A 24,041-nucleotide genomic window follows, 5' to 3' on the forward strand; every position below is an offset into this window, starting at 1 on the left:
CGGCAGGGCCGCGGGCGCCGTTGAATACTCAGTAACCGGTCGTCACCGCGATGGCCAGCAGCACCATCGACAGCGCTGTGTAGATCAGGAACAGTGGCAGGATGTAGCGCGCCCATTGGCCCCAGCCCACCTGCGCGGTGGCCAGCAGCACCAGCAAACCACTGGAGGTCGGGGTGATCATGTTGGTCAAACCGTTGCCCAGCAGGAACGCATAGACGGTGGTCTGCGGGCTGACGCCAGACAGCTGGCCGAGCGGGCCGAAGATCGGCATGGTCACTGCCGCCTGGCCGGAGGTGGAGGGAATCAACACATCCAGGCCCAACTGAGCGAAGAACATCCCATAGGCAGACACCACCGGCCCATGGTCACTCACCACACTGGCCAGGCCATTGACGATAGTGTCCAGAACCTGGCCGGTGCTGAGGATGATTTCCACCGCGGTGGCCAGTCCGATCAGCACACCGGCGATCAGCACCTTTTTCATACCGTCGACAAACGCGCCGGCGGCGATGCTGGCGCCCAGGCCGGCAATCAAAGTGAAGGCCACGCTCAACAGCAGGTAGAACGCCGACAGCTCGTGGTATTTCCACTCCCAGCGGGTCGAGGCATAGACCATGAAGGCGATGCCGCTACCCAGGACCAGCAGGTTGATCAGGTGCCGGATCGGCAATGGTTTATGTTCGAAAGTGATCTTCGCGCTGGCGTCGTATCCGTGTTTGCGGATGCTCCACAGCACAAACGCGATGCCCACCAGCAAGAACAGGGCGTATGCGGCGACGCGCATGCTCATGCCGCTGAAAATCGGTAAACCCACCATGGGTTGTGCCACCGACAGCGCCACCGGGTTGGTGATCGATGCCAGGTAGCCGATCTTTACCGAGATGCACACGATGGCCAGGCCGATCAGGTTCGACAGCCCGAGGCGGTTGGCCATGGCGACCATCAACGGCACGATCAGGATGAACTCCTTGGCCAGTCCCATGAAGGTGCTGCCGGCGGAAAACACCAGCATCAGCGTCGGCACCAGCACATAGATGTTGCCTCGGGTCAGGCCGAGCAAGCGTTCGAGCCCGGCATCTATCACCCCGGCCTTGTTCAGTACGCCGAACATGCCGCCGATGAACAACACCATGAAAATCAGCCCGGCGCGCTTTTCGATGCCCTGGGGAATGGCCATGAAACCTTCCACCAGCGACACCGGCCGGGCCACCGTATCGCCGGCCTTGCGTGGCTCAATGGAGAACAACTGGCTCAGTGAGTCCTGTTTTTCCAGCACCTGATAGGAACCGGGGACCACCAGGCCATTCTGGCGCTGGAACTTGCCGGAGTTGACCGCATAGGTGAAGGCCACGGCGAGCAGGACGATGCTCAACAGGATGATCGCTGGATTGATTTGCTTACGTTGGTTGAGCTTGCCCGACTCCTCTTGAGGAGGTTTGGCGGTTGATTGGCTGATGGTTATCTGTGGTTCAGTCATGGTTCTTGCCCTGGCTGGCGACATGTCGTTGGAGGACGGAACCCAAGGTCCCGAATGAACGGTGCGAGGACGACGCTACGCCTGGCGCAGCAATGGTCCTGCAGTCAAAGGAGGGGCAACGTGGTGCTTTTCAACGAACATGGCAGGATGGCCCTCGCGGTTATTGTTTTTGGTAGTGGCTCTTGGTGACGCAGACACTAGGGCAAACTTTCGAGGGCGACAACGTTATGCGTGGAACGGGTTGAGCTATGCGTTTTGTCATGGTTTGCGAGGGGGGGGGGGCTTAATTTGAGTTGCGCACCGCCTCACTCAAACGCAGCTTGAGGTGCTCGGCAAATGCATTCACCACCTTGGAACGCGGTTCGTCACGGCGGAAGGCGAGGCCGAAGGAATAGGGCAGGGCAGGTCGGAAGGGCCGTGTGACAATCGGCAAATGAAGGAAGTGACTGGCCAGCAGACCGTTGACAATCGATACCCCTAAACCTTCGGCGACAAAGCTGCACGCGGCCCCTGCCGAGTGCACTTCGATCCGCACTTGCGGCGTCAGATTAGCCCCGCGAAAGACTTGATTGAGCTCTGCCCGCAAGGCTCGTTGACGGCCCAATAGCACCAGCGGCACATCACGCAAATGCTGAACCTCGATCACTTCATGACGCGTCAACGGATGGCCTGCCGGCATCACGCACACGCCTTCGGTTTCCAGCACCGGCTCGATGTCGAAGTCTGGTATTTCCGTCGGCAAGCGCACAAATCCGAGGTCGGCGGATCGGTCGAGCACTGCCCGCTCGATGGTGTCGTAAGAGCCGGTCAGCAGCTCGACAACGATGTCCTCATGGTCCTTGAGAAACCCGGCAACAATTTTTGGCAGCAGCTCCTGAGTCATGCTGGTCGGCACCCCGACCTTGAGCAGGCTTTTGCGCGAGCGGCCGACCCGCATCTCGTCCGCCAGCCGCTGAATGCGCTGCATGCCATCGACCAGCCCGGCGACTTCGGCGAGCAGTTCTTCGGCTTCGGGGGTGGCCATCAACCGCCCCTTCTTGCGCAGGAACAAGGCAAACCCCAACGCGTCTTCGAGCTGGCTCAGCAGGCGACTCACTGCTGATTGGGAAAGGCCCATTCGGGTCGCCGCACCGATGGTCGAGCCGGTGGACATGATGGCTTTGAAGGCTTCGAGTTGTTTGAGATTCACCCTGGTTTTCCTGTGGTTCGCGGCTCTTCGAAAGATCCTGCAACGTGATTTGCGCATAGCCTGATGCGCTTCTCGCATAACGTTGTCGGCGTTCCGGCGAGCCGTTAGTGTCCGCTCCCTAACGACGCTGAGTCCAGTGTGTAGCCAAACAACATCGAGTCATTTTCCATTCACTGGACGCTAGCGACTGCCAAATAAAACCGACAATACGGCACTGAGGATTTTTTATGCGTGAGCTTTTCACGAGGGGGAGCGTCGTCTCTGCGGGGCTGTTGGTAAGTCTTTCGCCGGAGCTGATGGCACAGGGATTTTTCGAGGATGCGCAAGGCAAACTGACGCTGCGCAATTACTACTTCAACGACGGTTATCGCGACGGTGGCGAGGACCGCAAAGAGTGGGCACAGGGTTTTTTGCTCAACCTGCAATCGGGTTACACCGAAGGCACCCTTGGCTTCGGTCTGGATGCCTTGGGGCTGGCCGGGCTGAAGCTGGATTCGAGCCCGACCCACGCCGGTACCGGGTTATTGCCGGTACACGATGACGGGCACGCCGCGAGTGAATATTCCAGCCTCGGCGTGACGGCGAAGATGCGTATCGGTGATGCCGTGGTGAAAACCGGCACGTTGCTGCCGAAGATCCCGGTGCTGGTCCACAACGATGGTCGCCTGTTACCGCAGACCTTCCGTGGCACCCAGATTGAATACTCCGGTGTTCCCGATCTGTACCTGCACGCCGGGCATCTGGATAAGTTCAAGCAACGCAACTCCACCGACAGCGTGAACATTCATCCTCAGGGCTACAACGGTAACAAAGGCAGCGACTTCGATTTCGCCGGCGCGACTTACAGGTTCACGCCCAACCTCAGCGGCACCTGGTACTACGGCGAAATGCGCGAGTTCTACCGCCAGCAGTTCCTTGGACTGGTCCACAAACAACCGCTCGGCCCCGGCAACCTGACCAGCGACCTGCGTTACTTCATCAGCGGCGACGCGGGCGAGGCGCGCAACGGCAAAGTCGACAGCGACATGTTCAGCGGGCTGTTCACCTATCGCCTCGGCGCTCAGGCGTTGGGCCTGGGTTACCAGAAAGTCAGCGGTGACACCGCCCTGCCTTACACCAGCGTGTCCACGGTGTACTCGTTCAGCAATGCCGGCGTCGGCAAATTCATCCAGGCCGGTGAGCAGACCTGGATGCTGCGTTACGACTATGACTTCGCCGCAGTCTTGCCGGGCCTGAGCTTCATGACGCGCTACTACAAAGGCGAGAACGGCGATTTCAGAGGCCGCGAAGCCCGCGAGTGGGAGGCCGACACCAACCTGCGTTACGTTGTTCAGGACAGCGCCCTCAAAGGGCTGGGAGTCGAGCTGCGCAAGGCGACTTACCGCTCGACCTACGCCAGTGACCGCGATAACACTCGCCTGTACCTGACCTATGACATTGCCCTTTGGTAGGCGAAAAAAGCGCGGGAGAGCGGGCAAAACCTTAGTGCCTTGAATGACAGGGCGGGGACAGCCGATGGAGTGAAGAAAAGTTCATCTATCGGCCCAAGAGAAGACTCAGCTCCGCTCGATAAATCGTGCAATGACCTGATTGACGATGTCTGGATGAGTAACGGGACCCATGTGCCCGAGCTCTTCGAATTGCACCCTCTCGACGTTTGGCAAAGCACCGGCCAGTAGCCGCGCCACCCCAAGTGACGAAACCGGCGAGTGCTTGCCTGTCATGTAGAGCACCGGAATGTCGAGCGAGCGAAAAGCCTGCAGGGGCGTCGGCTCGGTCAACAACGCGTGGGCCCAGCCGCGGACATTGGCCACCGCGGCGGTGATGGATTGCTTGCGTTGCTCCGGGGTTCGTTTCCACGCTGCAGAACCCATCCAATAATCAATGAAACGCTCGGCGGCCGCATCCTGGTTACCTGCATCGAGGGCGTTGCCGGCGTCGGCGACGACCTCTCGGATCAGGTCCGCCTCATTGGGTGGGGGCATTTGCGCATCAAGCAGCGAAAACAGCGTGGGCTCATACACCGCGATGGCACGCACCCGTTCGGGATGGCGCAACGCGGCAATCAGTGCGACGGCGGCGCCATAAGAATGACCCACGAGCGTGAGAGGTGCGCCCGCTCTGGCAAGCACCGGCTCTGCGAGCGCAACTTCGTCGCTGAGGCCGATGATCCGGTCGGCTGGCCATGGGGGGCTCTTGCCTGCGCCGTAGGAGTCGAGAGCCAGTACATGGAACCGCGGAGCCAGGCGCTCCAACAGCCCTCGCCACTGCGCCGAGCTGCTCGCATTGGCGTGAAAACACACCACGCCCGGGCCAGCACCCACGCCAGATTCCTGGAAAAAGGCTTCGATGAGTTCCACGCAGACCTCCGGAGAAGAGAGACTGTGGACAATTATTTGCCTGATCGGGAAAAGAGGACAGTGCTATTCATCAACATTTGCAAGCCGGATAACAGCGCTGCCCGGATCGTCCACCGGCTTTTGCGCCACAGTGGCCGGGTCGATGCCCCAATCCCCATGCAAATACCAGTCATCACCGATCATCTCGGCCGGATGCATCGTGCGGTCAGAGCCATTGCCACACGCCAGGGAGCTCGCCGGACAGTACCTGTCACAGCCCCAGCAGATGCGCTCGGGATGTTTCGGGTGGAGGGGGAATATCTTGGCCATGGCGATCTCCAGGTGACGGGTAGGAGTGGCCTTCAGCCTACAGAGTCAGGGTGGGTAGGGAGTTGATGGTGATCAAGAATGGGGGAGTTACCGAGTTGCGTGGCCATTTTGCTTATTGATTTGTTGCGTATACGTTACATTGCTTCTGGAATGTAACGAGAACAGAACATGGACTACGAACTTCTGATCTACCGCTTGAGTAAGCAAATACGCGAAAAGCGGTTGAGTCGGGGCCTGACGCAAGCGGATCTTGCGCAGATTGCTGGGTTGACTCGGCAAAAGGTGATTGCTGTTGAAAAGGGCACTCTCTCTGTGGGCATGAACGCATATGCGCGGGTATTGGGCGCCTTGGATTGTGAACTCGCTGTCATTCCTGCGGTTATGCCGACACTGGATGAGGTTCAGGATCTGTTTGAATGAAAAGACCTCAGCGCCTCATTCGGGCGCGAGCAAGAGTAGGAGACAGTCTTTGCTATCGGGAAAGCACTTATCTCGATCACTTCAAAAAACAGGCGGCCTTGAGGCCCAATGCCAGTCAGTTAAGACGTTAAGTGAACCGGCATTGGCCCTGAGACCACCCGTTTTCTTATGACGATGAAACCTGCGCCTGCAACCGTCGCCCGATGACGTCCAGCCGCCATAAATCAAACGGCATGCATGGGAGACGCGCAAGGCATGGGGTTGTTTCCCCAATATTGGATAAGTATCGGCCTTCCTGCCAAGTCTCCGTCTTTCGGGTTTTTAATTCAGAAAGGTGTAACCATCCTTAGTTAGTGATTCAAACGAATCGGTCATCGGACTTGTGTCTGGTTGCAGGTCACTCTCCGGTCTTTTTTTTTGAGTACTGGCCATTAGCAATCCATCAAGTTTTGCCTATAGTCTGAGCGTGGGCCGCGGCGTTGCTTCCAAGCCACGATCAGGCCAGAGATAGAGCGATTGCTGGCCCATATTTTGCGTGCTGTCCCCATCGTTTTTGGGGGGTAAACCAGAGAGACGAGCGGACGGTGTTGTTCTGGGCCTGGAGATGCTGAATACGCTGCACACCAGGATCCGGAAAGGCTATTCGAGTATCAAACCTGGCCCAGAACAGTGTCCGATTCAGTGATCGGGTAAGTCCCAGTGCGATTTTTCGATAGTGGCTATTGGCCGCCATGGATAAGCTAACATAGATAAACCGCATTTTTTTCCCAGGAGAAAGTCATGCCGCGTTTGGTCAAACCATCGGACTATGTACTCCAGGCTGTGATGGATAAAAAGATCTATATCCTGCCCTGGGAACGACGACTTTGTCCGGGTAATCCTACGGACGAACCCGAGCAAGGTGCGCTGCTCTACAACAATTACATTCTGAATTTCATTCATGGCGTTACACCGCGCTCACCCAACGAACGGGTGGTCGAAATTGCGCAATGGTGTCTGGCAATGACTGGAGAGCCAGCCAGGGCCTTGGCAGATGATTTGTCTGCGGCCTATCTGAGCCGATACAGTTTTTTGCTCGACGACTTGTCAAGGCATGACGATGAATCGAAAGAGTTTCGGGGACATTTGGCTGTTTGGCCTGACGAGATCAAAAAGCTGCCGGCGAGCCTGGTGATGGCTTTGCGTGCTCGTGCTGCAGGCCTCTTGTTACACTGACGCCGGTTGGTTCACAGAGAGAGATCGCGGTGATTCAACTCCCGGATTTCAAATCGAGTAACCACCCCAAGGCCGGGTGTTTGACTCGACCAACCAAGCCCGGGGCGTGACCTGCACCCAATTTTATTTTGTTTGGCGAGCTGAGGCGGAGGTCTATGCGTCCCTACAGGCGCACTATGACCGCAGAGCCTTGTCTCCTACACTGTGCAGCGGTTGACGGAGGCCAACCGCTGGATTGGCTTCCATCGAGAAAGTGCTCCTCCCAGTAACCATCGAAATGCTTATTCGACGAGTCAATGGGTTCGTTGGAACTGAATGCGGCAGGGATGCGAGTATGACCAGGAATTTTTTCTTTATTGATAGCCGTGTGGCGAATCGCGAAACATTGATTGCGCAGCTTGGCAGCGATACACAATGGGTGGTGCTCGATGCGAATGAGGATGGCCTATCGCAGATACAGTCAGTCCTCGCGAGCTATAGCGACCTGAGTTCGATCCAGATCATTTCGCACGGCAGTGTAGGGGCGCTTTACCTCGGCTCGACGGTGCTGGATTCGAGCAGCCTCAGCACGTATCAGAGTCAGCTGCAATCCATTGGGCAATCACTTACCGCGGCAGGAGACATCCTGCTCTACGGCTGCAATGTGGCGCAGGACGATGAAGGGCAAGCCTTCATCGAGCGCCTGGCTCTAATCACCGGAGCGGATGTTGCAGCATCGGATGACCTGAGTGGCGCTTTAAGTCAGGGTGGTGATTCGCAACTTGAAGTCCATGTAGGTGAGATCGAGACAAACACGCTCGATCTGACTGCCTATGCCGCTACCTTGGCGGCCCTCAATGGCACGGACGGTAACGACATCCTCGAGGGAACAGTCGACAACGACACCATCCAGGGCGGTGCCGGTTCTGACCAGATCAGTGGCAGCGGTGGTGCGGACTATATCGTTGGTGGCGATGAGTTGGATCAATGGGGCGGGGATCAGATTCAAGGCGGCCCGGGCAATGACACCATTCTGGGTGGCGCCGGCAACGATATCTTGGATGGCAATACCGGCAACGACAGTCTGGACGGTGGCGCCGGCAATGACTCTCTGAACAGTAACAGTGGCGAAGGCAGCGATACCCTGCGGGGCGGCGATGGCAATGACCGTTTTACTGTATGGAGTATCAGCGGCACGGCCGAAACGGTGCTGATCGATGGTGGTGCCGGTGATGATCTGATCCAGACGTTCATGTACAGCGGTGGCAATCGTACCCTGACCGCAACGGGAGGCGCGGGCGTCGATACCTATGCCTTCCTTTCCGGTGGGTATACCGCCAATTACAGTGTTACTGACTTCGTTGCGGGTGCAGGTGGCGACCGCCTCGATGTCTCCACGCTACTGGACCACAGCGCGGCCGATGGCCGGGGTTACGAAGGTGGCAACCCGATGAAGGCCGAGCAGGGCTACCTGCGCTTGCTGCAAAACGGTGCCAACACCCTGCTGCAGTACGACGAAGACGGTGCCGCCGGCACGGCCTACACCTGGCACACCGCTATTACTCTGCAAAACGTGCTCGCCAGCACCCTTACGGCCGCCAATTTCGTTGGCGCCATTGCACCTGATGGTTCCGATGTACCGGGGCTGCAACTGACTGGCACGGTCGGCAATGACACGCTGCAGGGCAGTCACTTCGCCGACACCATCCAGGGCGGTGCCGGTTCTGACCAGATCAGTGGCAGCGGTGGTGCGGACTATATCGTTGGTGGCGATGAGTTGGATCAATGGGGCGGGGATCAGATTCAAGGCGGCCCGGGCAATGACACCATTCTGGGTGGCGCCGGCAACGATATCTTGGATGGCAATACCGGCAACGACAGTCTGGACGGTGGCGCCGGCAATGACTCTCTGAACAGTAACAGTGGCGAAGGCAGCGATACCCTGCGGGGCGGCGATGGCAATGACCGTTTTACTGTATGGAGTATCAGCGGCACGGCCGAAACGGTGCTGATCGATGGTGGTGCCGGTGATGATCTGATCCAGACGTTCATGTACAGCGGTGGCAATCGTACCCTGACCGCAACGGGAGGCGCGGGCGTCGATACCTATGCCTTCCTTTCCGGTGGGTATACCGCCAATTACAGTGTTACTGACTTCGTTGCGGGTGCAGGTGGCGACCGCCTCGATGTCTCCACGCTACTGGACCACAGCGCGGCCGATGGCCGGGGTTACGAAGGTGGCAACCCGATGAAGGCCGAGCAGGGCTACCTGCGCTTGCTGCAAAACGGTGCCAACACCCTGCTGCAGTACGACGAAGACGGTGCCGCCGGCACGGCCTACACCTGGCACACCGCTATTACTCTGCAAAACGTGCTCGCCAGCACCCTTACGGCCGCCAATTTCGTTGGCGCCATTGCACCTGATGGTTCCGATGTACCGGGGCTGCAACTGACTGGCACGGTCGGCAATGACACGCTGCAGGGCAGTCACTTCGCCGACACTATCCAGGGCGGTGCCGGTTCTGACCAGATCAGTGGCAGCGGTGGTGCGGACTATATCGTTGGTGGCGATGAGTTGGATCAGTGGGGCGGGGATCAGATTCAAGGCGGCCCGGGCAATGACACCATTCTGGGTGGCGCGGGCAACGATATCTTGGATGGCAATACCGGCAACGACAGTCTGGACGGTGGCGCCGGCAATGACTCTCTGAACAGTAACAGTGGCGAAGGCAGCGATACCCTGCGGGGCGGCGATGGCAATGACCGTTTTACTGTATGGAGTATCAGCGGCACGGCCGAAACGGTGCTGATCGATGGTGGTGCCGGTGATGATCTGATCCAGACGTTCATGTACAGCGGTGGCAATCGTACCCTGACCGCAACGGGAGGCGCGGGCGTCGATACCTATGCCTTCCTTTCCGGTGGGTATACCGCCAATTACAGTGTTACTGACTTCGTTGCGGGTGCAGGTGGCGACCGCCTCGATGTCTCCACGCTACTGGACCACAGCGCGGCCGATGGCCGGGGTTACGAAGGTGGCAACCCGATGAAGGCCGAGCAGGGCTACCTGCGCTTGCTGCAAAACGGTGCCAACACCCTGCTGCAGTACGACGAAGACGGTGCCGCTGGCACGGCCTACACCTGGCATACCGCGATTACTCTGAAAAACGTCATGGCTACTGCCATCAATGCCCATAATTTCAAGCCCTTGACCATCGAAGGCACGGCAGGTGCAGACATCCTCGAAGGCGGCCTCGGCGTCGACACCCTCAACGGTGGCGCTGGCAATGACGTCCTCGACGGTAACTGGGGCGGCGACTCCATGATCGGTGGCACCGGTAACGACATCTATTATGTCGACAACCTGAGTGATCTGGTGAAGGAGGTCGCCAGCGAAGGTGCCGATAAGGTCGTCGCCACCATCAACTACGTCCTGGCGGGCAACGTCGAAAATCTCGCCCTCGGGAGCGGAGCGATCGTAGGCACTGGTAATGCGTTGAACAACGCCCTCACCGGCAATGCCGCGGCGAACACCCTGAATGGTGGCGCTGGCGCAGACACATTGGCCGGAGGCCTCGGTAACGACACTTATGTGGTCGACAATGCCCTCGATGTGATTAGGGAAACCAGCACGCTGGCCAGCGAAATCGATACGGTGAAGTCCTTGGCAACCTGGACCCTCGGCGCCAACCTCGAGAGGCTGGTACTGACCGGTGCTGCCACTATCAATGGCACTGGTAATGCGTTGAACAACGCCCTTACCGGCAATGCCGCGGCGAACACCCTGAATGGTGGCGCTGGCGCAGACACATTGGCCGGAGGTCTCGGTAACGACACTTATGTGGTCGACAATGCCCTCGATGTCGTTAGCGAAACCAGTACGCTGGCCAGCGAACTCGATACGGTGCAGTCCTCGGCAACCTGGACCCTCGGTGCGAATCTCGAGAAGCTGGTACTGGCCGGCGCTGCCGCCATCAATGGCACCGGAAATGCGTTGAACAATGCTCTTACCGGCAATGCCGCGGCGAACACCCTGAATGGTGGCGCTGGCGCAGACACATTGGCCGGAGGCTTCGGTAACGACACTTATGTGGTCGACAGTGCCCTCGATGTCGTTAGCGAAACCAGCACGCTGGCCAGCGAAATCGATACGGTGCAGTCCTCGGCAACCTGGACCCTCGGCGCCAATCTCGAGAAGCTGGTCCTGGCCGGCGCTGCCGTCATTAATGGCACCGGCAATGCGTTGAACAATGCCCTTGTCGGCAATGCCGCGGCGAACACCCTGAATGGTGGCGCTGGCGCAGACACATTGGCCGGAGGTCTCGGTAACGACACTTATGTGGTCGACAATGCCCTCGATGTCGTTAGCGAAACCAGTACGCTGGCCAGCGAAATCGATACGGTGCAGTCCTCGGTGACTTGGACCCTCGGCGCCAACCTCGAGAATCTGCGCGTTCTGGCAACCGGCGCTGTCAACGCTACCGGCAACAGTCTCAATAATCTGATTTATGCCGGAGTGGGCAACAATACCCTGAACGGCAGTACCGGCATCGATACCGCGTCCTACGCCTATGCAGGCAGCGCCATTAGCGCAAGCCTGAGCACTTCCATCGCGCAAGCCACTGGCGGCTCGGGTTTGGATACCCTGCTCAATTTCGAAAGCCTCGCGGGTAGCAACTACAACGACACCCTCACCGGTAACACCACCGCCAATACCCTCAACGGTGGTGCAGGCAACGACACGCTTTCGGGAGGCGCAGGCAACGATCTGCTGATTGGCGGCGCAGGTGTCGACAAGATTAATGGCGGCAGCGGGGCGGATCGTTTTGACTTCAATACCTTGAGCGAAATGGGCCTAGGGGCGCTGCGCGATGTGCTGGGGGATTTCAAAAGCAGCGAAGGCGATAGAATCGATCTGTCGACCCTGGACGCCAACGTAGTTACCGTGGCTAATGAGGCCTTTAGCTTTATCGGCTCGGCGGCATTCAACGGTACCAATGCGGCCGGTCAACTGCGTTTCGCCAGCGGTGTGTTGTACGGCAGCACCGACGCCGACTCGGTCGCCGAGTTCGAAATTCAGTTGCTGGGGGTGAGCACGTTCAACGATGCCAATCTGATTGCCTAAGCGGTCTTGCGCTGCAGCCTCTGCCATATGTAGCGGCAGAGGCTGAATCGTCATTTAGCCGTTAGCTTTATCTCGGAGCCCAGCAACGCGCTGCTTAAAGGCTGCGTACTGACAGGGAATCGGTGCCAGGGGGCAAATCAGGGGTCTCAGCCTCCATGGCCTGGATTACCGCGTCAGTCGCTCACTGATCACCTTTGCTGGTGTTCTGGATTTTCTGCATCGCCTGGGTGGTCAGGGAAATGCATTCTTTGGCCCCTTCCTCGGTGCCCTTGGCTTTAGCGGCCGTGGCCTGATGAATAGTGGCATCGATATCGGATTTCAAGCCCTCGCTCATTTGCTCGGTGCTGACCTTGGCGTCGCGGATTTTTTGCAGGTTGATGTTGCAAAGATCATCCTGCGCGCCAGCAAATACCGGTGAGGCCAACATTGCAGCGGTAATGAACAGTCCAGCCAGTGCAGAACGCTTCATGGGTATCTCCTTGAACTGATTGGCTCGGTGCTGCCGTTGAATGGGCGGCCTGGCCGAGGTCGGTTGTGAGCCTCAGATAATGGGGCCTAAGCAAAAGACTATAACTGCGCGCAGTAATTCGATTTGCTTCTTGAGATAAGAGAAATAAACCGGTTTTAGCCCGGTAAAGGGACTGAAAAGGGGCAAGAGAATGCCCCTTTCAAGTTTGGAAATCCTTAGGCCTGTCTGGCCCCGATATCGGTACGCCAATGCCCCCATCACACTTCATTCAACTTCACAGTGTGCTTGAAGTGTTGCTGCCAAAGCCTGACCCCCAACCCACCCGTCCGATCCAGCGACGATCCCACCGTCAGATCGCTAATCAAGGTCGGTTGCAGCCCGGCATCGAACAACGCAAACCCGGCGGCCAGGCAGCAGGTCTCAGTCTGTAGGCCACAAACAAGTACCCGGTCCAGATTCAGGCTCTTCAGGTGTTCGATGGTTTGCGGGGAAGGCGCGTAACCGTGCTTGATGAAGATACGGTCGGCCTGGACCAGGCTGTCGTCATCCAGCGCGGGATGCCAGCCGAGTTGTTCATCGCCGCACCGCCGCTCCCACACTGGATCTCCTTCATTCCGAGGGCTGCGTTTTTGAGCTGGATGAGCCTTACGCACCAAGGCCCGCACAAGGCGGGTTTCGTTGATGCTTCGTTTAGGCTGGCGACCAAAAGCTTGCTCTCATGGTAGTTCAGAACCGGTGATGGATATGGTGCATGCTTTGATGGCGACCCAGCGCATCACTTTCTCAGGGTGGCCAGTGTGTTCGTCCAGTTGTTCATTGAGAACTACAAAACCCTGGTTCTCATAGAAATGGATACCAGGAGCATTCGCCGAATACACAGTCAGCTGTAGAGTTGACTTAGATGCCATGGCGTCCTCGAGAAGCTGCGTACCTATGCCGCCCCCCTGATGCTCAGGCGATACGAATAGCGCTGCAAGTGTGTCTCCATATACAGAGCAGAATCCTGCTACCGCCCCATCTGCCTCAAACACTCGGGACATGGCGCCGGGTAGGTAGACCTCACGCATAGCGTCAAGCTGGTTACGCCAGAATTTGGGGGCTATGAAGTGATGTGCCTGGATTGACGCTCGTAGCCAAATGTCCAATACGGGCTCCAGGTCAAGGTTTCGAAAGTCGCGGATCATGAGGCCTCAACGATTGAGTCAGGAAGGAAACATTGTGTCATCTGCGTGCGCCATGGTTAGCGTGCGATCGGCTTGACTGGGTTCAGGATCGCCGGATGGATGGAGCGCTGCGCAACGGTGCTCCGTTTGCAGATCTACCCAAGCCGATCGATCAGTAATATTTGGGGCTGGATCTGTGACCGCCAACGCCAGTACCGGTTTGCTCTGGGCGTTGACAGTCTGTTTGGGTCGCTGGCATGAGTATCGCCCAGCACGGCCTGCCGATTCCTTTTACGGTCATGGCCGCACTGATCGCTTTTTGGCTCGGCACGCCACTATCGACGGATTAAGCCTGGGCCAGGCGCCCTACGCGTAACCAGCCAACGACCACTGCGCCAATCAGCAAAAAGCCCAGGTAGCCAAAGAGTGGATAGACCTGGCCCACCAGGTTGACAAATCCGACCAGACTGCCGACGAAAGCCAGTACGCCAGCGGCCGCTGAGCCGACGCGGAATTTGCGAGTGCCTGCTGGCAGTAGCCGAGCCGAAAAGGAATACAGGGTACCGACGGCCGTGTTGACGATCATCAGGAAAATGATCGTCGCCATCAGCAGGCCGAGGACCGGCGAAACCTCCGTGGCGATGGACAGCATGGGCATTGGCAAATCCGCCACGCTGTCCAGGCGTGACAGCAATCCCAGACTCATCACAAGCATCAGCAGCCCCAGCAACGCGCCACCGAAGATGCCCCCCCAGATGGCCTGCTTCTCGGATTTCGCGGCGCCGCCCATGATCGCCAGAAACGGCACCCCGGCCACGATGTTGTAAGACACGTACAACAACGCTCCCAGCAGCCAATGGCTCGCGCCAGCGTCTTGCTGGCTGGCCAGCTGATTGAGTTCACCGAAACTCAAGCCCCGGGTGGCGGTGCCATACAGGGCCACCGCTACCGCCGTCAGGATCAACAACGGAGTGACGGCGCCGATCATGCCAATGACCTTCTGCACATCCAGGCACACGATGGCGACCACGATCAGGGTCACCGCCACGCTGCCGAACATGGCGGGGATGCCGAACTGTTGTTCCAGCAAGGCGCCGCCGCCGGCCAACATGACAACGGTCACCGCAAACATGAAAAAAGTGACCATCAGGTCGACAAAGGTGCCCAGGTAGCGTCCGCACAGTGCGTACACTACGTCCTTATGGGACCTTGCCCGCAGTTGGCTACCCATGCCCGCCAATGCCATCCCGAGAAAGGTGAAGAGCGCGGCGCTGACCACAGCCCCGAGCAGTCCCCATACGCCGAAATCCACGAACATCAACTGCAGCTCCCGACCGGAGGCGAATCCTGCACCGACAATCACACCGACAAATGCACCGGCTATTTTCAGACTTTCTTTCATGACGATTTCCCTCAGTTTGTTTTTGTTATGGCTTATGGGGACGACCACTGTTCATGGCCCTCCCGGGGCATCGCACTGGCAAACAGCAGGGGTGGATCAGCGGGCGCCGACCCACGCCTGGACTTCGATCTCCACATCGACCCCCAGCGCCAACTGGGCGCCGCCGACCGTGGAGCGCACTGGAAAACCGTTCTGGAAGTGGCGCTTGTACACCTCGTTGAAACCGGCGAAATGTTGCATGTCCGACAGCCACACCGTGGCTTTCACCACCTGATCAAAACCCACGCCGCATTCGGCCAGGGTCTCGCCGATGCGGGCCATGGTGGCCTCGGTTTGCTCGCGGATATCACCGAGCACCACCTCGCCCAGAGGGTTCATCGGTACTTGCCCGGAGAGATACAGAAAATCGCCGACCCGAATGGCCTTGGAGAACGGATAGGGCAGGTGGCTGGGGTAACGCTGGAGAGTGTCAGACATGGTACGGACCTCTTTGGGATGAGTAATTAACGCAAGCGGTCAGGTGCCAGGCGTTGTGGCTCGATGCCCTGGCGGTGAAGTGTTTCGGGTAGGGGTTGATCGAGCAATTGGGCACAGGCCAGTTGTGATACGCCGGCCGCGGACTGAATGCCGTAACCGCCCTGTGCCGCCAGCCAGAAGAAGCCTTCGCGGTGATCATCCCAGCCGACCACCAGATCACCGTCGGCGACGAACGAGCGCAGGCCGGCCCAGCTGTGGCGTGGGCGGCGGATGATCAAGGAGGTGGCGGCTTCGATGTGGTAGATCCCGGTGGCGATGTCCAGCTCTTCGGGCATCACGTCCTGTGGCGGGACGGGATCGGCGTTGGCCGGCGAGCCAAGCAGTTGGCCGGCGTCCGGTTTGAAGTAAAAACTTTCGTCGATGCCGATCACCGCAGGCCATCGTGAGAAGTCCATGCCCTCAGGGCCGTCGAAGGTAAAGGCGGTGCGTCGGCAGGGCTGCAACCCAATGGGCTTCACACCGCACTGCTGCGCCACCTGGTCGGCCCAGGCACCTGCGGCATTTACCAGATTGCGCGCGCGCAACTGGCGGCCGTCGGCCAGTGTCAGGTGCCAGTGACGACCTTCGCGGGTAGCGACGCTCAGTTGGGCATCGCACTGCAGCACGCCACCGGCACGGCGCATGGCCCGCAAAAAACCTTGGTGCAGGGCGTGGACGTCCAGGTCACGGGCGTCGGTTTCGAGCATCGCCCCGACAATTGCTTCTGGGCGCAGGCACGGCACCAACGCGAGAGCGTGCTCGGTATCAATCAATGAAACATTGCCAGCCTGTGCCCGGCTGACTTCGAAGGTTTGTTTCAGCAGGGATTGTTGCCCCTCACCTGCGACGTACAGGCAGCCACGAGGTTCCAGCAGCGCATGTTCGGTAAAGTCAGTTGGCGGTTGCTCATAGAAGTCCCGGCTGGCGCGGGTCAATGCCTGGATCTGCGGTGTGCCATAGCTTTCCATGAACATCGCGGCGGAGCGTCCGGTGGCGTGATAACCCGGCTGGCTCTCACGTTCGAGCACCACAACGCTGGCTTGCCCGGCCAAGCGATAGGCCAGGGAGGCCCCCGCAATACCACCGCCGATGATGGCGAAATCGAAACATTCGCTGCCGTGCATACCGAAGTACCTCCTGTCTCTGGGGATGGGGAAGAACGGTTCTCCCCTCAATTTTTATAATTCTCAGATAAGAGAAATGTAAGATATGAGAATTTCCCAGTCAACCCATTACCATGAGGTATTATTCCAGCCCATGCCTTGGCTCAGTCCCAGGCACCGTTTTTTGTACGACAGAGAGTCTGCATGAGTTCCGATCGAGCCTCGGGTTCCACAGCCCATCCCTTGATAGATCGCGCCCAGGTCGGTGCCCGACTGCGTGTCATCCGCAAAAACCAGAAGTTGACGCTTAAGCAACTGTCTGAGCGTTCAGGCGTGGCGCTGTCGACCTTGTCGAAGATGGAGCTGGCGCAAGTGTCGGTGAGTTACGAAAAACTAGCGGCCGCAGCTCGGGCCCTGAGTGTGGACATTGCCCAGCTTTTCAGCCCGGCCAAGGCGGGCGTCAGCCCTGTACAGCCCACGGTGGTCAGCACCGCCATCGACAGTGCGGCGGGTTACAGCACGGGCAATTATGAATACCACCCGATGGCGGGGGATTTTCCCGGGCGCAGTATGACGCCCATGTACGCGCGGATCTGTGCACGCGAGCTGAATCAGTTCGAAGACTACATCCGTCACCCCGGACAAGAGTTCGCCGTCGTCCTGTCAGGTCGTGTGCGCATTCAATTCGAAACTGGCGAATCCCTCAGCATCGGCTGCCGCGAAACAGCCTATTTCAACAGCTCAATTGGTCATATTTATCTGGCTGAAGGCCAGGATGGCGCCGACGCTGAAGTGATGGTGGTGATGTCGGAGTACTGAGGCTGACGTCAGGCTGCGATCAATTTCGAGATCGCTCACGATGCCAGCGGTGCGGCGGTCGCGCGTCAGCGCAACGAGACGGTGTTGGTCTCTGAGGTTTTCTCTCTGAAGAGCCAAGCGGCGCTGCTCGCTGCGTAATTCGATGTAGCTGCGCACCACTTCTGCTACCACGCAGACACGCGCCATTCGCAGCAGAGGTAAGGGGGGGCCGTAATATCTTTGCTGGCGTGGATTCTATCGGCGCGTAAACCTCTTCCCCGCTACGCTGCCAGGGTACACTTTTTACTGATATGATATTGCCATCATTCGTAATGGAGTGCGTTCATGGACTACGTAGTTGTTTTGATAGTGGCTTTTTTATCTAAAAGCTTTTTCAATAGTAAGCTTTGTAGAGGGGATTTTGGTTTCTTTAAAACCTATTTCATCTACGGTGCGATAGGTTCGTTCTCCATAATATTTGCCGTAATGTACATCTTCGGCCCTTCCGCTCTGAATAATGATAGTGGCAATGGTCTGTACGCTCTGCGATCAGTGGCGCGTCTGCTCATGTTCTGCCTGGGTGTATATTTGGCTGGCATTGGCCTGGCAGTGTATAGAATAAAAAAGAAGGGCGGTCTCAGCTCACTGATGGAGCTATATCTTTGGCTTCTCATCATTGCTTTTGTGCTGTTACTCCCAACCGCTGTATTTACAGCGCCAGTGCACTTTGTTGTTTACGCGGTCGCAATATATGCCCTGTATTCCCTACGTTGGAATAAGGTGTTCATTGAGCGGGCTTCAAATTAGTATCGGCATGAAATAAATTGTTGTTTGGCTCCGCCTTTGCAATTTGCCAAAGAGTTTCAGCCCTGGAGCCGGCAGTGGTATCCGCCGCCGGCATCCATCTTCCTGGGGGCGGTTAGAAGGAGACATTCAGCTTCAGCTACGCACTGTGCGCAGCGAATCAGGGGCGCTTGTTGGCCCGGATTCCAAGTCCTGACAGCGCTTCGAACAGCGCCTCAGCCCCCTCGGAAATACGGCTGCTGTCGTCGTTTGCATGCGTCAGGATCAAGTAGCCGTCAGCTTCATGCAGGGTGACGGCATCCACCTCGGCATAAAACTTGCTGTTGTGTCTGAACGATACCGCTGAATACATTTTGGTTCCTGCGGTACACGTGGGACGGATCACGACGCGACCGGATCGGGTGCCAGGTCATGGATGCCCTCACGCATGGGGGGCAAGCTGTGGATTTTGTCAGCGGTCACGGCCAAGGCCACACTCGCCATCCGACTGCGCTGAATTTCAGTGATGACCCCCGCATCGCGTAAGCCCAAGGCATAGCCCTCGGCACGACCGGCGGCTTCCATCACCAGAGGTAGGAGGCGGCCTTCGATGATCTTGAACAGCAGGTTCCCCCACCGTACCGTCTGCCCGCTGCTCAGCCCCATAACTGCGTCATACGCGGCGAGAGAACTCAACATATTACTGTCAGCCAGAACATTGGAATTCGACATGAATTAAATCTTTTTTTGTTTTTGAGTGGGTTTTATACAGACGAAAAAAAACGGCGGGATGAAAGCCGCCGCTTTCTACGGATTCCGTATCCATTGGGTATCGTCCCTGATGCATCGCTCTACTGCGATTCCCCTGGCTCTCAGCCTTGTCAGCCTGGTCGATCCATCAACACAACGGATGATATTAGCTAGCCAGGCAACAATTAGGCAGCGGACAACGGCCTAAACCATTGTACGCATTTGCTTACAACACCTCCGAGGCCAGACTCGATGGAGGATAAAGGCGAAATTCGACTCCATCGGCCCCTGGATTACGCGCTCTCACCCATAGCGATCCGCGAGGGCATTGTCCAGGATTGCAGCGTGTAGCCCCCCTGGCTCAACTCGGCGCGCGCCTCTTCCAGCAGGCTTTCCAGCTGCGCCGGATCGGAATAGGCACTGCTTGGAATCTGTTTGCGGCCAATACGAGTGTTGGTCCGGTCGATGACGGTCAGGCTCAGTTCGCCATTACCGTCTTGCGGAGCCCAGGCGACGCATTGAAAAGGTTCAAATGCGTCGCCGGCAATCAAAAGTGCTTCGTTGATGCGCAGCGGGGTGCTCATGGGGCTTCTATCCTTGTACCCAAAAAATGATGTGCCGTCGGTTGGGCTTACCGGTCGGCTGGCTATTAGTAGGGGTCTCAGTTGTTAGAAGCCTCGCCAGCTGGCAGCGGCTCTTTGCTGCGCCAGTGTGGCAGGGAGTTCCAGTAGCGTTGACCTTTGGCGTCGTCGTACATGCCTTCCCAGCGTGAGATGACCAGTACGGCGAGGGCATTGCCGATCACGTTCAGCGCGGTGCGGGCCATGTCCATGATGCGGTCGACACCGGCGATGAACGCCAGCCCTTCCAATGGAATCCCGACACTGCCCAGGGTCGCCAGCAGCACCACGAAGGACACGCCCGGTACCCCGGCGATGCCTTTGGAGGTGACCATCAGGGTCAGCACCAGCAGCAATTGCTGGCTGATCGACAGGTCGATGCCGTACAGCTGGGCGATAAAGATCGCCGCGATGCTTTGATACAGGGTCGAGCCGTCGAGGTTGAAGGAGTATCCGGTTGGCACCACGAAGCTGCAGATGGCTTTCGGCGCGCCGTAGGCTTCCATCTTCTCGATGACTCGCGGCAACACGGTTTCGGAACTGGCGGTGGAGTAAGCCAGTACCAGCTCATCCTTGAAGATGCGCATCAGCTTGATCACCGAGAAGCCAAACAGACGAGCGATCAGGCCCAGCACCACGAAGGCGAAGAAGGCAATTGCCACGTAAACCAGGATCACCAGCTTGGCCAGCGGCAACAGGGAAGCGAAGCCGAAGTTGGCGACGGTCACCGCGATCAGTGCGAATACGCCGATCGGGGCGTAGTTCATGATCATGTGGGTGACCTTGAACATGCTTTCCGACACGCCCTGGAACATCTTCACCAGAGGGTCGCGCAAATCGGACTGCAGGCTCGACAGGCCAAGACCGAAGAGTACGGAGAAGAAGATGATCGGCAGCATCTCGCCACGGGCAATGGCGGCAAAGATGTTCGAAGGAATCAGGTTGAGGATGGTTTCGATGAGCGCATGTTCATGCTGGACCTCGGCGGCCGTGGCCTGGTACTTGGAAATATCCACCGTACCCAGGGTGCTCATGTCGATACCCGCGCCCGGATGGAACGCGTTGGCCAACATCAGGCCGACAACGATAGCGATGGTGGTCACCACTTCGAAGTAAAGAATGGTCTTGAGACCAATGCTCCCGAGTTTCTTCGCATCCCCTACGCCAGCAATGCCGACAATCAGCGACGAGACCACGATCGGGATCACGATCATCTTGATCAGACGGATAAAGATATCGCCCGCCGGTTGCAGGACGTTGCTGATCCACCAGGCTTTTTCGGCACTGAAATGGTTGAGCAGCGCCCCGATTGCAATCCCCAGTACCAGACCGATCAGGATCTGCCAGGCGAGGCTAAGCTTTGTCTTCTTCATATTGTTTTTTTATCCTTACTTCAGTTTGACTCAGGCAGGTGCGCAAACTGGAACGCTCATTGGCGGAAAAGTCTGCGCATCTGCCCCCAGATAAGGTCGCTCAGAGATCGTGTTTATGGCTCTCTGTCATGCGGCGAAGAAGGCGCGACTATTCCGATGCAAGGGAGCGGCGTCTAATGCTGTAACCGCCTACCCTATGCTGAATCAGCATGGGATTTCTCAAACAAAACCATAGTCCCACGCTGTTCGAATGCGCCATTTCGGCAGGCATAAGTGCCGTGAACCGGCCATTACAGGGGATGGCTGAGCGTTTTTTGATCAGTGAATTGAAGGGTTAAAACTTAGGAAAGTTCGTACAAGAAATAGCGAAAAAGCAGCATCATTTAATTCAGCCTTTTCGATACCGGAATGCCTTCGGCGACCAAGGGGATGGGGGCTGGCCTACCATTCCTCTTGGCCCAAAGTCGTAGGGCAGAGCGCTTGACAGGGGTGACTGGTCAGTCTTGTGGGGATTTTGCAACACAAGTATCTTCGGCGATCCGTCTGTCCAACAGTAAAAAACGGAATGCCGATATGTCTGATCTGAAAACTGCCGCTCTCGAATATCATGCCCATCCTCGTCCGGGGAAGCTGAGTGTCGAGCTCACCAAAGCCACCGCTACCGCTCGCGACCTGTCGCTGGCCTACAGCCCCGGTGTAGCCGAACCAGTCCGCGAAATCGCCCGCGACCCTGAACTCGCCTACAAGTACACCGGCAAGGGCAATCTGGTTGCAGTGATTTCCGATGGCACCGCGATTCTCGGCCTGGGTGACCTCGGTCCATTGGCTTCCAAACCAGTGATGGAAGGCAAGGGCGTGCTGTTCAAGCGCTTCGCCGGTATCGACGTGTTCGACATCGAAGTCGACTCCGAAAGCCCGCAAGCCTTCATCGACACCGTCAAGCGCATCTCCATCACCTTCGGTGGCATCAACCTGGAAGACATCAAGGCGCCAGAGTGCTTTGAAATCGAACGCGCTCTGATCGAGCAGTGCGATATTCCGGTGTTCCACGATGACCAGCATGGCACCGCGATCGTGACCGCTGCCGGCATGATCAATGCCTTGGAAATCGCTGGCAAAACCCTGCCAGAAGCCAAGATCGTCTGCCTGGGCGCTGGTGCTGCCGCTATCTCCTGCATGAAACTGCTGGTGAGCATGGGCGCCAGTATCGAAAACATCTTCATGGTTGACCGTACCGGCGTGATCCACTCCGGCCGTGACGACCTGAACCAGTACAAGGCAGTCTTCGCTCACGCCACCCACAAGCGCACCTTGTCCGATGCGCTGGAAGGTGCTGACGTGTTCGTCGGTCTGTCCGGCCCGAACCTGCTGAGCGCAGAAAACCTGCTGCTGATGGCGGCTAATCCGATCGTTTTCGCTTGCTCGAACCCGGACCCGGAAATCTCCCCGGAACTGGCTCACGCTACCCGCAACGACGTGATCATGGCCACCGGCCGTTCGGACTACCCGAACCAGGTCAACAACGTACTGGGCTTCCCGTTCATCTTCCGTGGTGCCCTGGACGTTCGCGCCAAGCGCATCAACGAAGAAATGAAAGTCGCTGCCGCCAACGCCCTGCGCGAACTGGCCAAACTGCCTGTACCTCAGGAAGTGTGCGACGCCTACGGTGGCATCCCGCTGGAATTCGGTCGTGAGTACATCATCCCGAAACCAATGGACGCTCGCCTGATCACCGTAATCTCCGACGCCGTGGCCAAGGCCGCGATCGAGACTGGCGTGGCAACCCTGCCGTATCCGAAGAACTACCCGCTGAAAAGCGTGGACGATGTGTTCAATGGCTGAGTAGCAGTCCAATAAAAAAACCGGCCATTACAGACTGTGTGAAAGCTTGGCAATCTGCTCTCCGGTTAAAGAAAATGCCCGTATCGAAAGATACGGGCATTTTTCTTATGCGTGTCCAAGGTGAAGACCCCGTGCAAGGCATAAGCCAGGAGGAAGCTGTCATTAAGCCGGCATCACCGAGCCAAAACCACCCATTCAGGCAAAAAAAAGGCACTTGCGATAAACGCTAAGTGCCTGATTTGTAACGCTTAATTGGTGGAGCCGGGGGGATTTGAACCCCCGTCCGCCAGTACTCCGCTGTCGGTACTACATGCGTAGCCGTGTCTATTAAGTTAACCCTCAGCGACCCGACGGGCAGGGTGCATTGGGCGAGTTGTGTGAGTTTTAGCCGCTTCGTCCACAACGTACTGCACGGCGATTCTGTTCTATATGACAATCACTTTGGGTTTACAGACATCCCCTGATGATTGCTGGACCCGAAGGTACCAGGAGGGAAGGGCTAAGGCTGCTTACGCAGCGAGAGCGTATTCCCCGTAGGTTTCGTCATTGGCAACTATAAGAAGTTGCAACAGTGGATTTACGAGTTCTGTTACCAACTCGGCATGCACCTAAAGTTTCGCAACCGGCGTCGAATCCTAAACGGCCCCGAACTCACTGCTCTGTGAATCAATTCGAGCAGCAAGCACATGTAGTGTACGTCAACGCGGCCCATAAGGCCAACCCGAAGGTTGGCCTGTTGACGCGTCAGCCCTTGTTGGCCGGGTTTCGGGTCTGGATTTTTTGCAGTGTCGAGCTTGTTTCATCGATGCATTTCTTGTCGTCGCCAGCGGCCTGGGCCTTTTTAGCTTTTTCCAGCGCGGCTTTTACGTTGTCCACGGCGGTCTCTGATGTCGAGGGTGCGGTGGCCAGCGCGTCTTCGATGGATTGTATATTTGACGCACAAAGATCTTTGTCCGCAGCAAACACCGGCGAGGCCAACATTGCGGCAGTGATGAACAATCCAGCAATTGCAGAACGCTTCATGGATATCTCCTTATGCATGAGGGCTCGGTGCTGCCGGTCGATGGGGCCGCTGGCCGAGGTGGTTATAAGCCCATTCACGGGATCTCGCTAAATGACTATAGCCCACGCCGGAATTCGGTATTTTT

The 24,041-nt window shown here is 57.5% G+C and carries 22 protein-coding genes, 1 other RNA gene and 1 pseudogene; 7 read left to right on the forward strand and 17 right to left on the reverse strand.

Annotation, left to right across the window (positions count from 1 at the left end):
* Window positions 1-28: 28 nt before the first annotated feature.
* Together AC3IUA_RS04475 and AC3IUA_RS04480 are read right to left on the reverse strand one after the other, a co-directional pair.
* Window positions 29-1,477, reverse strand: a complete 1,449-nt coding sequence (locus AC3IUA_RS04475; protein ID WP_489359306.1) for a YfcC family protein — start codon at window positions 1,475-1,477, stop codon at window positions 29-31.
* Window positions 1,478-1,760: 283 nt separating this feature from the next.
* Window positions 1,761-2,666: a LysR family transcriptional regulator gene (locus tag AC3IUA_RS04480; RefSeq protein ID WP_489359307.1), complete on the reverse strand. Its 906-nt coding sequence runs from the start codon at window positions 2,664-2,666 to the stop codon at window positions 1,761-1,763.
* A gap of 296 nt (window positions 2,667-2,962) precedes the next feature.
* Here AC3IUA_RS04480 and AC3IUA_RS04485 point away from each other — a divergent pair, with 296 nt between their 5' ends.
* Window positions 2,963-4,117 carry an OprD family porin gene (locus tag AC3IUA_RS04485; protein ID WP_489359308.1) on the forward strand — a complete coding sequence of 385 codons (1,155 nt, stop codon included), beginning with the start codon at window positions 2,963-2,965 and terminating at the stop codon, window positions 4,115-4,117.
* A gap of 105 nt (window positions 4,118-4,222) precedes the next feature.
* Here the strand turns inward: AC3IUA_RS04485 and AC3IUA_RS04490 are convergent, their stop codons facing one another.
* Together AC3IUA_RS04490 and AC3IUA_RS04495 are read right to left on the reverse strand one after the other, a co-directional pair.
* Window positions 4,223-5,026, reverse strand: a complete 804-nt coding sequence (locus tag AC3IUA_RS04490; RefSeq protein WP_489359309.1) for an alpha/beta fold hydrolase — start codon at window positions 5,024-5,026, stop codon at window positions 4,223-4,225.
* 63 nt (window positions 5,027-5,089) lie between these two features.
* Entirely contained in the window at window positions 5,090-5,335 is a 246-nt protein-coding gene (locus AC3IUA_RS04495; protein WP_489359310.1) for a DUF3079 domain-containing protein, read from the reverse strand.
* Window positions 5,336-5,503: 168 nt separating this feature from the next.
* Here AC3IUA_RS04495 and AC3IUA_RS04500 point away from each other — a divergent pair, with 168 nt between their 5' ends.
* From AC3IUA_RS04500 to AC3IUA_RS04510, 3 genes are all read left to right on the forward strand, one after another.
* Window positions 5,504-5,755 carry a helix-turn-helix transcriptional regulator gene (locus tag AC3IUA_RS04500; protein ID WP_489359311.1) on the forward strand — a complete coding sequence of 84 codons (252 nt, stop codon included), beginning with the start codon at window positions 5,504-5,506 and terminating at the stop codon, window positions 5,753-5,755.
* 780 nt (window positions 5,756-6,535) lie between these two features.
* On the forward strand, window positions 6,536-6,970 hold the full coding sequence (locus tag AC3IUA_RS04505) for a hypothetical protein (protein WP_489359312.1): 435 nt from the start codon (window positions 6,536-6,538) through the stop codon (window positions 6,968-6,970).
* Window positions 6,971-7,304: 334 nt separating this feature from the next.
* Entirely contained in the window at window positions 7,305-12,074 is a 4,770-nt protein-coding gene (locus AC3IUA_RS04510) for a DUF4347 domain-containing protein (protein WP_489359314.1), read from the forward strand.
* A gap of 181 nt (window positions 12,075-12,255) precedes the next feature.
* On the opposite strand, the gene AC3IUA_RS04515 is transcribed toward AC3IUA_RS04510, so the two are convergent.
* The 7 genes and pseudogenes from AC3IUA_RS04515 to AC3IUA_RS04545 form a co-directional block, all read right to left on the reverse strand.
* The gene (locus AC3IUA_RS04515) at window positions 12,256-12,543 is read right to left on the reverse strand and encodes a hypothetical protein (RefSeq protein ID WP_489359315.1); all 288 of its coding nucleotides are present in this window, start codon (window positions 12,541-12,543) and stop codon (window positions 12,256-12,258) included.
* A gap of 257 nt (window positions 12,544-12,800) precedes the next feature.
* On the reverse strand, window positions 12,801-13,208 hold the full coding sequence (locus AC3IUA_RS04520) for an isochorismatase family protein (RefSeq protein WP_489359316.1): 408 nt from the start codon (window positions 13,206-13,208) through the stop codon (window positions 12,801-12,803).
* A 51-nt stretch (window positions 13,209-13,259) separates the two neighbouring features.
* Complete coding sequence (locus AC3IUA_RS04525) at window positions 13,260-13,727, reverse strand: N-acetyltransferase (RefSeq protein WP_489359317.1); 468 nt, start codon at window positions 13,725-13,727, stop codon at window positions 13,260-13,262.
* Between the two features lie 54 nt (window positions 13,728-13,781).
* A pseudogene (locus AC3IUA_RS04530) lies at window positions 13,782-13,865 on the reverse strand (DNA repair protein RadC); the annotation flags it as partial.
* A gap of 187 nt (window positions 13,866-14,052) precedes the next feature.
* Window positions 14,053-15,108 carry a YkvI family membrane protein gene (locus tag AC3IUA_RS04535; RefSeq protein WP_489359318.1) on the reverse strand — a complete coding sequence of 352 codons (1,056 nt, stop codon included), beginning with the start codon at window positions 15,106-15,108 and terminating at the stop codon, window positions 14,053-14,055.
* A gap of 96 nt (window positions 15,109-15,204) precedes the next feature.
* Entirely contained in the window at window positions 15,205-15,585 is a 381-nt protein-coding gene (locus AC3IUA_RS04540; protein WP_489359320.1) for a RidA family protein, read from the reverse strand.
* A gap of 26 nt (window positions 15,586-15,611) precedes the next feature.
* On the reverse strand, window positions 15,612-16,748 hold the full coding sequence (locus tag AC3IUA_RS04545) for an NAD(P)/FAD-dependent oxidoreductase (RefSeq protein WP_489359321.1): 1,137 nt from the start codon (window positions 16,746-16,748) through the stop codon (window positions 15,612-15,614).
* A 183-nt stretch (window positions 16,749-16,931) separates the two neighbouring features.
* On the opposite strand from AC3IUA_RS04545, the gene AC3IUA_RS04550 reads away from it, so the two are divergent.
* Both AC3IUA_RS04550 and AC3IUA_RS04555 read left to right on the forward strand, forming a co-directional pair.
* Window positions 16,932-17,546 carry a helix-turn-helix domain-containing protein gene (locus AC3IUA_RS04550; RefSeq protein ID WP_489359322.1) on the forward strand — a complete coding sequence of 205 codons (615 nt, stop codon included), beginning with the start codon at window positions 16,932-16,934 and terminating at the stop codon, window positions 17,544-17,546.
* A 324-nt stretch (window positions 17,547-17,870) separates the two neighbouring features.
* Window positions 17,871-18,332 carry a hypothetical protein gene (locus tag AC3IUA_RS04555; protein ID WP_489359323.1) on the forward strand — a complete coding sequence of 154 codons (462 nt, stop codon included), beginning with the start codon at window positions 17,871-17,873 and terminating at the stop codon, window positions 18,330-18,332.
* 157 nt (window positions 18,333-18,489) lie between these two features.
* On the opposite strand, the gene AC3IUA_RS04560 is transcribed toward AC3IUA_RS04555, so the two are convergent.
* From AC3IUA_RS04560 to gltP, 4 genes are all read right to left on the reverse strand, one after another.
* Window positions 18,490-18,681, reverse strand: coding sequence for a hypothetical protein (locus tag AC3IUA_RS04560; RefSeq protein ID WP_489359324.1), 192 nt, complete (start codon window positions 18,679-18,681; stop codon window positions 18,490-18,492).
* 29 nt (window positions 18,682-18,710) lie between these two features.
* On the reverse strand, window positions 18,711-19,040 hold the full coding sequence (locus tag AC3IUA_RS04565) for a hypothetical protein (protein WP_489359325.1): 330 nt from the start codon (window positions 19,038-19,040) through the stop codon (window positions 18,711-18,713).
* A 311-nt stretch (window positions 19,041-19,351) separates the two neighbouring features.
* On the reverse strand, window positions 19,352-19,642 hold the full coding sequence (locus tag AC3IUA_RS04570; RefSeq protein ID WP_489359326.1) for a hypothetical protein: 291 nt from the start codon (window positions 19,640-19,642) through the stop codon (window positions 19,352-19,354).
* A gap of 77 nt (window positions 19,643-19,719) precedes the next feature.
* Window positions 19,720-21,051: a glutamate/aspartate:proton symporter GltP gene (gltP, locus tag AC3IUA_RS04575; RefSeq protein ID WP_489359327.1), complete on the reverse strand. Its 1,332-nt coding sequence runs from the start codon at window positions 21,049-21,051 to the stop codon at window positions 19,720-19,722.
* A 573-nt stretch (window positions 21,052-21,624) separates the two neighbouring features.
* On the opposite strand from gltP, the gene AC3IUA_RS04580 reads away from it, so the two are divergent.
* Entirely contained in the window at window positions 21,625-22,893 is a 1,269-nt protein-coding gene (locus AC3IUA_RS04580; protein WP_489359328.1) for a malic enzyme-like NAD(P)-binding protein, read from the forward strand.
* A 253-nt stretch (window positions 22,894-23,146) separates the two neighbouring features.
* On the opposite strand, the gene ssrA is transcribed toward AC3IUA_RS04580, so the two are convergent.
* Together ssrA and AC3IUA_RS04590 are read right to left on the reverse strand one after the other, a co-directional pair.
* Window positions 23,147-23,540: a transfer-messenger RNA gene (gene ssrA / locus AC3IUA_RS04585) on the reverse strand.
* Between the two features lie 97 nt (window positions 23,541-23,637).
* Window positions 23,638-23,916: a hypothetical protein gene (locus AC3IUA_RS04590; RefSeq protein ID WP_489359329.1), complete on the reverse strand. Its 279-nt coding sequence runs from the start codon at window positions 23,914-23,916 to the stop codon at window positions 23,638-23,640.
* Window positions 23,917-24,041: the final 125 nt, after the last annotated feature.

This window comes from Pseudomonas sp. KH_050 (genome assembly GCF_057838875.1).